Annotated in this window: 11 protein-coding genes; 6 read left to right on the top strand and 5 right to left on the bottom strand. The window is 34.7% G+C overall.

Annotated features, from left to right (window positions below; all coding sequences use genetic code 11):
- Positions 1-174 precede the first annotated feature (174 nt).
- A complete protein-coding gene (locus IWX83_RS12145; RefSeq protein ID WP_196829970.1) occupies positions 175-1,491 on the top strand; it encodes an ammonium transporter in 1,317 nt (438 codons plus the stop codon).
- 255 nt (positions 1,492-1,746) lie between these two features.
- On the opposite strand, the gene IWX83_RS12140 is transcribed toward IWX83_RS12145, so the two are convergent.
- On the bottom strand, positions 1,747-3,594 hold the full coding sequence (locus IWX83_RS12140) for a CocE/NonD family hydrolase (RefSeq protein WP_196829968.1): 1,848 nt from the start codon (positions 3,592-3,594) through the stop codon (positions 1,747-1,749).
- A 618-nt stretch (positions 3,595-4,212) separates the two neighbouring features.
- Between IWX83_RS12140 and IWX83_RS12135 the strand changes: the two genes are divergently transcribed.
- Genes IWX83_RS12135 through IWX83_RS12115 form a run of 5 tightly spaced genes read left to right on the top strand, consistent with a single transcriptional unit; the run spans position 4,213 to position 9,463 of the window.
- The gene (locus tag IWX83_RS12135; RefSeq protein ID WP_196829966.1) at positions 4,213-5,685 is read left to right on the top strand and encodes a sodium:solute symporter; all 1,473 of its coding nucleotides are present in this window, start codon (positions 4,213-4,215) and stop codon (positions 5,683-5,685) included.
- Positions 5,666-6,100 carry a GNAT family N-acetyltransferase gene (locus IWX83_RS12130; protein ID WP_073352943.1) on the top strand — a complete coding sequence of 145 codons (435 nt, stop codon included), beginning with the start codon at positions 5,666-5,668 and terminating at the stop codon, positions 6,098-6,100. Before IWX83_RS12135 ends, IWX83_RS12130 begins: the two co-directional genes overlap by 20 nt.
- A gap of 6 nt (positions 6,101-6,106) precedes the next feature.
- On the top strand, positions 6,107-7,249 hold the full coding sequence (locus IWX83_RS12125) for an amidohydrolase (protein WP_073352942.1): 1,143 nt from the start codon (positions 6,107-6,109) through the stop codon (positions 7,247-7,249).
- Positions 7,239-8,390 carry an alanine racemase gene (gene alr, locus IWX83_RS12120; protein WP_196829964.1) on the top strand — a complete coding sequence of 384 codons (1,152 nt, stop codon included), beginning with the start codon at positions 7,239-7,241 and terminating at the stop codon, positions 8,388-8,390. Before IWX83_RS12125 ends, alr begins: the two co-directional genes overlap by 11 nt.
- Complete coding sequence (locus tag IWX83_RS12115; protein WP_196829962.1) at positions 8,390-9,463, top strand: alanine/ornithine racemase family PLP-dependent enzyme; 1,074 nt, start codon at positions 8,390-8,392, stop codon at positions 9,461-9,463. Before alr ends, IWX83_RS12115 begins: the two co-directional genes overlap by 1 nt.
- Before the next feature lie 119 nt (positions 9,464-9,582).
- Here IWX83_RS12115 and IWX83_RS12110 read toward each other — a convergent pair whose 3' ends face one another.
- The 4 genes from IWX83_RS12110 to IWX83_RS12095 all read right to left on the bottom strand — a co-directional run.
- Positions 9,583-11,616: a protein-disulfide reductase DsbD gene (locus tag IWX83_RS12110; protein WP_196829960.1), complete on the bottom strand. Its 2,034-nt coding sequence runs from the start codon at positions 11,614-11,616 to the stop codon at positions 9,583-9,585.
- Positions 11,616-12,926, bottom strand: a complete 1,311-nt coding sequence (gene tilS / locus IWX83_RS12105; protein ID WP_196829958.1) for a tRNA lysidine(34) synthetase TilS — start codon at positions 12,924-12,926, stop codon at positions 11,616-11,618. The genes IWX83_RS12110 and tilS overlap by 1 nt, the downstream gene beginning before the upstream one ends.
- 27 nt (positions 12,927-12,953) lie before the next feature.
- Positions 12,954-14,240, bottom strand: coding sequence for an anthranilate synthase component I family protein (locus IWX83_RS12100; protein WP_073352938.1), 1,287 nt, complete (start codon positions 14,238-14,240; stop codon positions 12,954-12,956).
- 181 nt (positions 14,241-14,421) lie between these two features.
- Positions 14,422-14,601 (bottom strand): transposase domain-containing protein (locus IWX83_RS12095; RefSeq protein ID WP_196829956.1); only part of this gene is annotated, 180 nt, incomplete at its 5' end.

The raw sequence follows: 14,601 nt of genomic DNA, 5'->3' as shown, positions 1-14,601 counted from the left end.
ATATTTCTTTAACCTAATTTTAACAAATTATAGATATTAAGATTAAATTATATAATACCCACAATAAAAAGGGGTATAGATTATTTAAATCATAAAAATTAAACATTCAACTGATTTTTTAAGGGGGTATATTCAGTATTTTTCTATTTTTATCGAAATTTAAAACTAAAAACAATGCGAAAAATTATTTTAAGTGTATTATTGATCACCATTTTGGTAGTGACCCTTTTTTCAAATTATTTTCTAATAGACAGCCCCGCACCTGCTGAAGTTGTCAAATTTGACACTGGCGACACCGCTTGGATGATTGTTGCTACAGCACTTGTATTAATCATGACTCCTGGTTTAGGTTTCTTTTACGGTGGAATGGTAGGTAAGAAAAATGTAATCAGTACCATGCTTCAAAGTTTTATGGCTATGATAATTGTAACCCTACTTTGGGTTGTTATTGGTTTCGGATTGTCTTTTGGTCCATCAATTGGAGGGATTATAGGAAACCCTCTACCGAATTTATTTTTCCAAGGTGTCGGTACAAATACTGCTTGGAGCCTTGCACCTACAATACCTTTTATGTTATTTGCTTTATTTCAGGCAAAATTTGCTATAATTACACCAGCATTAATAACTGGAGCTTTTGCAGAGAGAATACGTTTTTGGGCGTACTTACTATTTATGGTTTTATTCATATTAGTTGTTTATGCACCATTAGCACACATGACTTGGCATCCAGATGGTATTTTCTTTAAAATGGGAGTTTTGGATTTTGCAGGTGGAACAGTTGTTCACATGAGTGCTGGATGGGCAGCATTGGCAGGAGCCATTTTCTTAGGAAGAAGAAAAGGACAAAAAGTAAATCCAGCGCGTATTACATATGTGTTATTAGGAACCGGTTTATTGTGGTTTGGATGGTTTGGTTTCAACGCAGGTTCAGCATTAGGTTCTAATGGCCTAGCAGTTCAGGCACTTGGTACGACTACAGTTGCTGCCGCTGCCGCTGGAATGGCTTGGGTATTTCTTGATAAAATTCTCGGTCACAAACTTTCTGCAATGGGAGCTTGTATAGGTGTAGTTGTAGGTCTAGTGGCCATTACTCCTGCCGCAGGTTTTGTTAGTATTCCTCATGCTTTGTTCATCGGTATTTTTGCCAGTATTGTGAGTAATTTAGTGGTTAGAAGTTTCCACAAAGGAAAAATTGATGACGCTTTAGACGTTTTCGCTTGTCACGGTGTAGGTGGAATGGTTGGTATGCTTCTAACGGGCGTGTTCGCTTCAAAATCAATCAACTCTGTTGTAGGTGATAATCAAGGACTAATTTTTGGCGATGCTACATTATTCTTAAACCAATTAACAGCATTAGTTGTGGTTTCAGTGTTTGCATTTTCAATGTCTTATTTCCTTTTCTTTATTGTAAACAAAATTACTCCACTTCGTGTAAGCGAAGAAAAAGAAGAATTAGGTTTGGATATTTCTCAACATGGTGAGTTTTTATAAATCTATTTTTAGATGAAATCAAAAAACACTCTGAAATTCAGAGTGTTTTTTTTGCAATAAAGTCATTTATATACTGATGATTTAGTGCGGTCTGCGAATCTATTTAGACAAGAAAAACTATCTTTCAAAACTGAATTTACCAGACTAGTTTTAGTCTCAGTCATTTAAAAACAAAATCCCAATCTTAAGAAAAAGATTGGGATTTTGCTTTTAGTATAGTGGAATGCTTTTTTAGCACAGAACTAGATTACCGTCTTATTTTAATATTGTAAACTCAATTTTAGAGTCATTATATATTCTATGTGTTTGTTTTTGGAAATCCTCTGGTTTAGCATAAAATATATTATCAACAAACGTTTGCGGATTCAAATCAATAAACGGAAACCATGTACTTTGAACCTGAATCTGGATTTTATGTCCTTTTTTGAACGTATGAAACACATCTTGCAGTTTAATATTTACTGCTGTTTTCTCATTGGCAACAAAAGCTTCTGGTTTTGAAAAACTGTTTCTAAAACGACCGCGCATTACTTCACTACGGACCATCATGTGGTAATTGCTCATTTTCAAATAAGGAGCCACATCTTTCGTCTCTGACTCGTCACTTGGAAAAACATCTACCACTTTAACAATCCAGTCCGCATCAGTTCCTGTTGTTGAAACTTGTAATTTAGCCAATATTTCTCCTGCTAATGTGATATCATCGGCCAATACTTCTGTTTCAAAAACAATAACATCTGGACGTCGAGCAGCAAAACGCTGATCATCTGTCATGTATTTCCTTGGCGTTAGCCCTGCTTGTTTAATGTCTTCAGAATAAGGAACCGGTTTCTTAGGATCACTGATGAATTCTTCAAAAGAAATATTACGCTTTGCCATTTTTGTCAATTGACTTCCTTGCAAAAAGAAATCTTGCTTTTCAGTATTTTGAGGAGGCCAAGTTTCATACGTTTTCCACTCTTTTCTACCCGTATCAAAAACATACGCTTCCGGTAATTTATTTTCACCTTTTCCATTATTTTTCAAGAAATGACGGAAGAAATTAGCTTCGATATTTTTTTGATAATAACCAGAAATACTATCTCCAAAATTAATATTACCAATCACTTGTTTTGCTGAATTTCTAGCCCAATCGCCGTGACTCCATGGTCCCATAACGATCGTGTTGTAGTTTTTGCTACTCTTTTCGATAGTAGCATAGGTGTTTAATGGACCGTATAAATCTTCCGCATCAAACCAACCTCCAACTGTCATTACTGCTGGTTTAATATTGTTCAAATGTTGCAATATCCCACGTTTTTGCCAAAAATCATCATAGCTAGAATGGTCTTTCAGCTGCTGCCAAAATTCATTCTCCTTACCATAATATTTGTCCAAATTTGATAAAGGTCCAGCATCCAAGAAAAACTGATAATCATCATTCGTTCCTATGTTGCTGAATTTATACCAAGGCTCGGTAGTACGCTTTGTTTTTTGAGGGCCAAATAATGGCGTTACTTTCCAATAGCTCAACAAATAAGCACCATTATGACGAAAATCATCAAAGAAGAAGTCGGCAATACACGCTTGAGGCGAAACCGCTTTCAAAGCTGGATGATTGCTCAACAAAGAATATGTAGCATAAAATCCAGGATATGAAATCCCCCAAGTCCCAACATTTCCGTTGTTATTGGCCACATTTTTAACCAGCCAATCAATTGTATCATACGTATCTGAAGCTTCATCAATAGCTGACTTCCCTTTTTTATTTGGAATAAAGCCTCGCATATTATCATATAATCCATCGCTCATGAACCTGCCTCGTACATCTTGATACACGACGATATATCCTTCTTTCATCATCGTTTCACTTGGAGAAATACTTCTCTTGAATTGACCTTCCCCATAAGGACCTGAATTATATGGAGTTCTTTGCATTATAATTGGATATTTTTTAGAAACATCCTTTGGAGTATAAATAGCCGTAAACAATTCTGCTCCATCGCGCATCTTGATATGTACTTCCTTTTTAGTGTAATTATTAGCGACATAATTTACTGCTTTGTCTTGGGCAAAAAGAATCACACCAATAAAAAGAAGAGAAATACTTAATAGTTTTTTCATCTGTATTTTTTGAGTTTAAATAGTTTTTAAAGATAAAAAATCTCTTCGAATATAATATCCTTCACCGTTTTTTTTTTTAATGATTACTCCTGATTTAGGATTTTGTAAAAAATAAATAACTTTCTTACTATCAATTACAATTTAAAATAAAAGAATTTAATAAGAAAATCTTCATTCAAATTGCAATTGTAAACTATTCCTTTATATTTTTTTGAAGTGAAATATCCCTTTTTTATAAAATTTAAAAAGCAAATCTTATATTTTGGAAACAAAAATAAAAAATATTTTATAAAACACTTTAAAACAGCTATTTATGTAATTTATATTGATTTATTTTTAATAAAAAACACAAAAAAAAGCCTCTATAAAAGTATGTAAAAACTGGAAAAGACCTTTTTATGGGGCATTTTGGGTAAATTTAACCTACCTTTGTAAAATACCAAATTATGTTTTGCGATTACTATTTGTTCATTTTACGAACTTTTAATCCAAAATCAAGATCTCTTCTTTCGGAACTAATTCTGAAAAAAACGTCTTTATATTAATGCAGTTTACTGCATCCTTTGCCTCTTGGAAAAATTCCATTTACAGGCTATTAAATAATCGAAAATTAATAAAATGCACATAATAGATTATGTAATCTTTGTTGTTTATATGCTTGCTATGCTAGGAGTTGGCGTTTATTTTTTCAACAAGAATAAAACTGCTGAAGATTTTTATGTAAGCGGCAGAAATATGAGCAGTTGGCACATCGGTTTATCGGTAGTGGCCACAGATGTTGGTGGTGGATTTTCAATTGGGTTAGGCGGACTGGGATTTACTATGGGAATCTCCGGTTCTTGGATGTTATTTACGGGATTACTAGGAGCTTGGCTAAGTGCAGTTTATCTTATTCCAAAAGTGAGTGCTTTAGGACATAAATATAAATTTTTTACCTTTCCACAAATTTTTGGCCATTTCTATAACGCTAAAGTCGCTTTGCTAGCGGGAATAATTTCGGCTATTGGATATATAGGATTTACCAGTTCTCAAGTCTTGGCTGGAGCCAAATTAGCTTCCGCGACCATAGAAGGACTAAATCTACAAACGGCTTTAATAGTTATGGGCCTTATAGCAGTTATTTATACCGCTATAGGTGGATTGAAAGCAGTTATATATACCGATACAATCCAATGGTTAGTCTTAATTGGAGGATTAGTTTTCATCGGAATTCCTATTGCCTATACTGCCGTGGGAGGTTACGATGCAATCAAAACTACCTTAGCACCCGAATATTTATCGCTGACCAATGTAAAATGGTATCAAATCTTAAACTGGTCCATCACTATAATTCCTATTTGGTTTGTGGGAATGACCTTGTACCAAAGAATTTATGCCAGCAAAGGCGAAAAAGAGGCGAAAAAAGCATGGCTGATTGCCGGTGTTTTTGAATGGCCGATAATGGCCTTTATGGGCGTAATTCTGGGAATGCTGGCAAAAGTGGCGGCAACAAAAGGAATGTTTAACGGAATTACCGATGCCGCTTCGATGGATAGCGAAATGGGATTGCCTATTTTATTAGCCACTATACTTCCAGTAGGACTCATGGGATTAATGCTTTCTTCTTATTTCTCAGCAATACTTTCCACTGCGGATAGTTGCTTGATGGCTGCTTCTGGAAATATTGTTACTGATATTATCGCTAAATTTTCTAAAAAAGAAATGAGCCATAAAAGAGAACTTCAACTGTCACAAATTGTAACCTTACTTGTTGGATTTTTCGCCATCTTATTGGCCTCACAAATGCAAAATGTACTAGAACTGATGCTGTACTCCTATGCTTTTATGGTTTCAGGCTTATTCATTCCAGTAATAGGCGCTTTGTTTTGGAAGAAAAGTCATCCAATTGCTGCTTTTTGGAGTATGCTTTTTGGAGGTGCAACCACAATTTTACTAATCGTCACCGAGAATAAACTACCTTTAGGTATAAAATTACCAGAGCACTTAGATGCTAATATTTACGGAATTAGCATTTCACTGCTATTATTCGTTACACTATCACTTTATCATACTAATAAAAAAGAAAGACAAAATGGAATTCAAACAAATTAACGATACAACAGGAGAAGATGCCGTTTATACCAATCCAATTATAGCCTTATTTCTTTATGCTCATTTAGAACAATACGGCGATACCGTTGCGGATATTACTAAATGTATGGATTATGTTATGAATCCCAGTAAAGGAGGAAACATCATAGTTGGTATCGAAGAACAAAAAATTGTAGGTGTTGTGATCTTAAACAATACTGGAATGAAAGATTTTATTCCCGAAAATATTTTAGTGTATATCGCCGTAGACAATAGTCAACGCGGAAAAGGTTTTGGAAAACAATTAATGCAAAAAGCCATATCGATCGCTGAAGGAAATATTGCGCTACATGTAGAACCTGATAATCCGGCTAAAAAATTATATGAAAAATTAGGTTTTACCAACAAATACTTAGAAATGCGTCTCATAAAATAGACCAAAATGGAAAATTCAAACGCACTCATTCTTTTAAGAAAGGAATTACACCAACATCCTGAGGTTTCAGGACAAGAAATTCACACGGCAAAACGTGTTCTTTCTTTCCTTGAAAATTATCCTCCTGATGAAGTAATTACGGAAATAGGAAAAACTGGCGTAGCTGCTATTTATAAAGGTACAAAAACCGGTAAAACAATATTGTTTCGCTGCGAATTAGATGCTTTACCAATTGAAGAAATTAATATTTTTGAACATCGCTCCCTGTCCAAAGGAGTTTCTCATAAATGTGGACACGACGGTCATATCGCTATTTTATGCGGTTTAGCCATAGAATTGCATCAAAAACGACCAGTATCAGGGAATGTAATTTTACTATTTCAACCTGCTGAGGAAGATGGCACTGGAGCACAAAAAGTATATTTAGATCCAAAATTTGCTATACTTCAACCCGACTATGTATTTGCTTTGCATAATTTGCCTGGATATGAAATGCATCAAATTGTAGTTAAAAACAATACTTTTACTTGTGCTGTCAATAGTATCATAATTAAATTAAAAGGCAAGACTTCCCATGCAGGTGAACCTGAAAAAGGAATTAACCCTGCCTTGGCGATAGCCGCTATCATTACGGAATTCAATGCAATTATTCAGGCCGATATTGCTCAAGAAGACTTTTGCTTAATTACTCCAATTTACACCAAAATGGGCAAAAAAGCCTATGGCGTTTCTGCGGGCGCAGGAGAAGTTCATTTTACAGTGCGGAGTGACAGCAATTCGCAAATGAGAAAAATAGAAGGTACGCTAGAAAATGTAGCTCAAACAATTGCAAATAAATATAACTTGAGTTGTAAAATTAAATGGACACAGGGCTTTCAAGCCAATGAGAATAATAAGATGGCAGTAGATGCAATCAAAAAAGCAGCAAAAATAAATAATTTTGCATTGCTTGAAAAAGACAAACCATTTACTTGGGGTGAAGACTTTGGTTTATTTACACAACAGTATCCTGGCGCTATGTTTGGTCTGGGATCTGGAATAAACACACCTGCTTTACACAATCCTGATTATGATTTCCCAGATGAAATTATTGCAACAGGAGTGGCTATTTTTTACCAAATCAGTAAAGAAATTACAAATGCATACTAATTCACTTATAGAACTTAACCGTTCAGCCTATCAAAATAATATCGATTTTCTAAAAAAAACTTTCGGTAAAAAAGTAGTTCTTTCCTCGGTTGTAAAGGGAAATGCGTATGGTCATGGCGCGGAAGAGTTTGTAACTATGGCGTATCAGTGTGGTGTAACCCATTTTTCAGTATTTGACGTTCAAGAAGCGAAAGTAGTGAAAGAAGCCTTACAAGATCAAGCGACCGTAATGGTTATGGGTCTTGTTCAGGATGAAGATATGGAATGGGTTATTAAAAACAATGTTGAATTTTTTGTTTTTGATAAAAGCAGGTTAACACAAGCTTCAAAAACAGCAAAAAAACTCAATAAAAAAGCGATTTTACATATTGAAGTTGAAACTGGAATGAACCGGACTGGTTTTGACAAGAATGAGCTTAGTCATGTGATTTCTTTTTTACAAAAAGGGAAAGAGCAGCTTACTTTTAAAGGACTTTGCACACACTATGCCGGAGCGGAAAGTATAGACAAATATTACAGAGTTGATAAGCAAATTAAGAAATTTGAAGAAATATACCAATACTTTTGTAAAAATGACCTGAAACCTGAAATAAGACATTCCGCTTGTTCTGCAGCATCAATAATGTTTCCGCAAACGAGAATGGATATGGTGCGTATTGGAATAATGCAGTACGGCTTGTGGTCCAGTCCAGAAGTATTTGTAACCTATTTAAACTCTAAAAAAAGCAAAATTGACCCGCTGCAACGCGTTATCAGTTGGAAAAGCACGATCATGAGTATTAAAAAAGTCAATATTGGCGATTTCATAGGTTATGGCAGCAGTTTTATGGCTAAAAGGAAAATGAAAATTGCGGTTATCCCCATTGGCTACTGTCATGGATACAGTCGCTCTTTAAGCAACCAAGGACGGGTACTGATCCACGGCCAACGCTGCATAGTAGTGGGTTCCGTAAATATGAATATGATGACCGTTGATGTGACTGATGTCGATATAGCAAAAAAAGAAGATGAAGTTATGCTGATTGGTACGCAAAAAGAGCTATCCGTTTCTGTAGCCTCATTTAGTGACTTCAGCAACCAACTTAATTACGAATTATTAACTCGGATTTCTAAAGCAATTCCACGTAAAATTATAGAATAATGGCCTTTATAAAATTATATCGCAAAAAACTCGAAGAAAATTATGCCTTTCTGGATCACATTTTTAAATCTAGAAATATCCAGTGGGGCGTAGTTTCCAAACTTTTATGTGGAAATAAAATATATCTCAAAGAAATAATTGCTTTAGGAGTTCGGGAAATTCATGATTCCAGAGTGAGCAATTTAAAAAAAATCAAAGCATTGGATCCAGAAATTCAAACTGTTTATATAAAACCACCAGCAAAACGAAGTATTGAAAGTATTGTTAAGTATGCCGACATCAGTTTTAATACTGAAATCTACACCATACAATTGCTTTCTAACGAAGCTGTAAAGCAAAATAAGATTCATAAAGTCATTATCATGATCGAAATGGGTGACCTTCGAGAAGGTGTTATGGGTGAAGAGCTAATCGCTTTTTACGGTACTATTTTAAAAATGCCAAACATCGAGATTTCAGGAATAGGAACTAATCTCAATTGCCTTAGCGGTGTAATGCCTACGCAAGACAAGCTCATTCAATTGAGTTTATATAAGCAATTAATTGAAGCTAAATTCAATATAAGCATTCCGTTTGTCTCTGGTGGAACCTCCGTGGCAATTCCGCTTATACTTAAAAATGCCCGCCCAATGGCTGTCAATCATTTTCGAATAGGCGAAGCGCTCTTTTTTGGAAAAGATCTATTTACCGGCGATACTATGGAGGGAATGCATAACGATGTATTCAAATTATACGCTGAAATTATAGAAATTACCGAAAAACCAAATACACCTACAGGTGAATTAGGTGAGAATGTCGCAGGAAATTCTTTTTCTATGAATGACGTTACCGATTTAGGAATCACGTCCTTAAGAGCCATCTTAGATATTGGGTTGTTAGATATGCAACCGCAGTATTTAGAATCGGATGATGCTGATATTACTATTGTAGATGCCAGTTCTGATATGCTTGTTATTGACATTTCAAATTCTAAAAAGATTTATAAAATTGGAGATTTAGTTGCTTTTAAAATTAGGTACATGGGTGCTTTGTATCTTTTAAATTCAGATTACATCGAAAAAACAATCGAGTAGTAAAGTACTTAAGCGAGGCGCATTGCTAGATCAAAAGCAAAAAATTGCACTAATTTCTAAAGATTACTTCTTAGAAATTAGTGCAATTTACGTTTACTATTTTGTCCAGATGCTAAGTGCTATTTTACCTTTACAAAGCGGTCAATTCCTTCTCTTAACCAACCTTTGTAAGCATTTATATCGGAGTTATAACTTTCTGGTTTATCGGATAACATAGTACCTTCTGTGTCTAAAATGATATAATACGGTTGTGCGTTGGCTTTAAATTTGGTAATTTGAAAATCACTCCATTTATTTCCAATACTTACAATTTCTTTCCCCGTTTCTTTGGATACATATTGTTCGCTTTTTGGTAATTCTCTTTTGTCATCAACATAAAGAGAGATTAACACCACTTCTGCTTGTAATATTTTTAGAATCGCAGGATCGGACCAAACATAATCTTCCATTTTTCTACAATTGACGCAAGCATATCCTGTAAAATCAAGCAAAATCGGCTTATTTACTGATTTGGCGTAGGCCAATCCTTTTTCATAATCTTCAAAAGCAATCAGGTCATGCGGCCCTAAATGTGCGCCTTCCGGCAAAATTTGAGCTGTTGCGTTTGAACTGCCTTTTGAATTTCCTACACCATAAGGGCTTTCGCTATAAGTCATTGGTGGTGGGAAACCAGAAATTAATTTTAATGGCGCTCCCCATATACCAGGAATTAAATAGATTGTAAAAGCCAAAACTACTAAGCCAAAAGACAATCGGCCCACAGAAATATGTGTCATGGGACTATCATGTGGAAGTGTAATTTTTCCAAAAAGATAGAATGCCAATGTTCCAAAAATAGCAATCCAAATGGCCAAGAAAACTTCTCTTTCCAAGAAATGCAACTGTAATACTAAATCTGCATTCGACAAAAATTTGAAGGCCAATGCCAGTTCTAAGAATCCTAAAACTACTTTAACGGTATTCAACCAACCACCCGATTTTGGTAAAGAATTCAACCAACCCGGGAACATCGCAAATAACATGAATGGTAAGGCTAAAGCCAATGAAAATCCGAACATTCCAACAATAGGTGCGATTCCGCCTTTAGAAGCAGCTTCGACTAAAAGGGTTCCTACGATTGGTCCGGTACATGAAAAAGATACAATCGCAAGTGCCAAAGCCATAAATAAAATTCCAATTATTCCGCCTCTATCGGCCTGATTATCTACTTTATTTGCCCAAGAATTAGGCAGCATAATCTCAAAAGCACCTAAAAATGAAGCCGCAAATGTGACTAACAAAACAAAGAAAATAATATTAAACCAAACATTGGTCGACAACGCATTCAGTGCATCGGCACCAAAAATCCACGTCACTAAGAATCCTAAAACTACATAAATGAAGATGATAGCAATTCCATAAATAATGGCATTTCTAATTCCTTTTGCCTTTGTTTTACTTTGTTTCGTAAAGAAACTTACCGTCATAGGAATCATCGGGAAGACGCATGGCGTAAGCAATGCAGCAAATCCAGATAAAAAAGCAATGAAGAAAATAGACCACAATCCCCTTTGTTTGGAAGGCTTCGTATCCAGAACAGGAACTTTTTCAGGAGTAACAACCTGTTCTTTATTTGCATCTGTATTTGTAACTACAGTGTCAACATTAGCTGAATCTATTGTCGTTAAATTTGTTGGTATAGTAGCGATTTCTGCTGCTTTTGAAGCCGCAGGAATGGTAAACGTGAAACTCTTTTCTATATTAATACAAACATCTTTACAAACCTGATAATTAAAATCAACTTTTATTTCCGTAAGCTTCGGATTTATTATTGTAATTTCTTGTTGGATTTGACCTTTCTTTTCAAAGAATGTTTCGTTAACCTCAAAAATGTCATTATAGGCCGTTCTTGTTTTACTTTCTTTAGCCTTACCTACTAAAGTAAAATTTCCTTTTTGATTTTTGAAGATGATTTCTAATGGTAATGGCCCACCATCTGGAGTAAACTGCGAATACAAATGCCAATCATTTTCTATAACCGTATTGAAGGTTAGGATGTAATTAGTCTCGGATTTTTTTTCAATTTTAGTAGTCCATTTTGCTGGATCTAAAATCTGGGCATTTCCATTGGCAAAAGCCAAAAAAGCAAGAAGTATAAATAGTAGTTTCTTCATTATTCTAATTGTATTTTAAGTATATTCTTTGTTGTGTTGTCTATTCTAAAGCGCTCATCCTGACGAAGACCTATTACCCAAACTATCTCAGTATTGGAACATAAAAGCCATTTGCTTTCTTTCTCAATCAAGGATAATTTTTCATCTTTAAACAGTTTACTGATCTTTTTTGATTTACCATCCATCCCAAAAGGTTGAAAATGATCGCCTTCATTCCAGTGGCGCAAAACCAATGGATAGTGTAATTTATCAGCGTCCACAAATATAGTTTTATTTGAACCGATACTAATGTCCATTACTTTGCAAAAGGTAAGATTTAAGGGAATATTAACTTCTTTTTGATTTTCTAAAATTGCATACTCCTGAATTTCATCTTCCTCATTCAGGCGGCTCAAGAGTAAGGAATCCCGATCTTTTAGCAAGCGGTATTCCGAAGAATAAACACATTTACCCGATTGGCTATCGACTAGATCATAAATATCAACCCATGCTTTAAATCCAAATTCATTGAGCCATTGGTACAAATACGATTTGTAGTTCGGTAACTTTTGTAATTTCTTTAAATCAAAATAAATGGTATCGCCATCTTGCTGTGCAACTTGTTGATACACCATAATAGCCGCATCATCGACCATATCCTGAGCTTGTTGCAAATATCCTTGTGTTTTGTGAAACGATAAGAGGAAATTGGGATTCAATTCCTTTAACAGTGGAACAACATGATGGCGGATTTTATTGCGAAGGTACTTATCAGAGGCATTACTGCTGTCTTCACGCCATTGTATACCATGTAAAATCGCATATTCTTCCATTTCTTCTTGGCTAAATGCCAAAAGTGGGCGTACTACTTTTTCGTTTTGTTCTGGAATACCTATTAATCCCTCTAAACCAGTACCACGTGACAGATTGATAAGAAAGGTTTCTAAATTATCATCAGCATGATGTGCGGTAAGAATATAATCGTATTTTTCTGTTTCTAATAATTCATAAAACCAATTGTATCGCAGCTCGCGAGCCGCAACTTGAGTAGATATTTTATAATCTTCGGAGAAGGCTTTGGTGTCAAATTGTGTTATAAAAATTGGAATATTATTTGCGGAAGCATATTCCTGCACAAAATTCTGATCTCCAAAACTTTCTATTCCGCGAAGTTGAAAGTTACAATGTGCAATTCCTATTTCGTAGTCCAAGTGCTGCAACAAATGCACCATCACCATACTATCTTTGCCACCGCTAGTAGCTATAAGTATCTTTTTACCGCGTAGAAACTGAAAATTATGTAACAGGTGATTTTGAAATTTTTGTAGCATATTCAAATTTAATTAATTCCTTTTGATTTAACTTAAAACCTCTCGCATTGCTTTTGCTTTTAGCAAACATTCCTCGTATTCTTTTTCAGGAATAGACTGCGAAGTAATGGCACTTCCTACAGAAAATGAAACATATTTCTTTTCTTGATTGTATAAAATACTTCGAATAACTACATTAAAATCAAAATCTCCGTTTGGTGTAAAATACCCTACTGCTCCACTATATAAACCTCGTTTTGTTTCTTCAAGTTCTTCAATGATTTTCATCACCGAAATTTTTGGTGCTCCAGTCATACTCCCCATTGGAAAAGTTGTTTTCAAAACATCTAAAGCCGAATATTGCGCATCTAATTTTGAAATAACAGTTGAGATCATCTGGTGCACTTGCATAAAAGAATAAATTTTACAGAGTTCTTTTACTTCAACAGATCCTTTTTGTGCAGTGCGTGATAGGTCGTTTCGCACTAAATCCGTTATCATAATATTCTCTGATCTCTCTTTTGCATCTGCCGCCAATTCATTTTTTGATTTTTCATCTTCAATTGGGTCTAAAAATCGTTTTGAAGTTCCTTTAATCGGTTGCGAAACAATCAGTTCTCCTTCTTTCCTTACATAGCGTTCTGGTGTCGCCGAAAGTAAAAAGTGTGTATTATTTTTAAAAAAAACAGCAAATGGAGGCTGAGAAATTTCGTTAAGTTTTATAAATTTTTTAAAAGGATCTAGGATTGCATTTTCGGCAAAAAACTCCATGCAAAAATTGGCTTCATAGATGTCCCCACGATGAATGTATTCCAAAATTTTAGCCACTTTTTGAAGATAATTCTCTTTCCGAATTCGTTGTTGAATGGCTGTTTGTGAATCCTTATTACTGAACACTGAATACTGAACACTTATTTCTTCAAAATCTTCCTCCACTTCATCACCACACATATTGAGGTATTGAATTTCGAGTTCATTTCCTTTCAATAAAAACAGTTTTTTAGGCTGAAAGAAATACAAATCGGGAAATTCTAATCCGTCAAAATTATGAGATTGTAACTCCTCAATATCATTTTTTAAATCATACGATAAATAGCCAAAAAGCCAGTCTTTGGTACTTTGCTGGTATTGTTTCAAGTCTTCAAAAGCATTGTGAAAATCAGTTTTAATGGATGTTAATGCATCAACAGCAAGAACACAATCATAACTGGAATAATTTTGTGGATAATCATTACTGTCCAAATAAATGATTTCTCGAAACTGTTGAGACCATAATAAAAGCTGTTCTTTAAACAGTTTTGGATCAGAAATGGTCTTGTAAATTGAAGTTCTCAAAAAGTATTGGTATTTAAAATTCAAAATTACAATAAAAAATAAACCTTCAATAATTGATTTTACTAAAAATAGCTTATTTTTTTGTAAATTTGGTAAAGCAGAATCAATTTTGGTTTTTTCGTATCCACCCGAGCAACTACATATTGTTTAGTTCAATAAGATTAATGATAGGAGCGTAATTTTACAATGGTTTAGATTCCGCTAGCTGCTTGTAATTGTGGGGATACAGGTCTGTAATATTCTTGTGGTTTATAGATTGGATATTTTCAAGGGTATATTTTAGCCACTCAAAAGGATTTACGTTATGCTTTTTGCAGTTAGTAAAAAAGGTATAGGCCATAGCCGCTCTTTGAGCAGCATC

Origin of the sequence: Flavobacterium sp. CG_9.1, assembly GCF_015751645.1 — a bacterium.
In the GTDB taxonomy this organism is placed as follows: Bacteria; Bacteroidota; Bacteroidia; order Flavobacteriales; family Flavobacteriaceae; genus Flavobacterium; species Flavobacterium xanthum.
The sequence above is the reverse complement of the archived record's forward strand: the minus strand, read 5'-3'. Positions and strand labels throughout refer to the sequence as shown.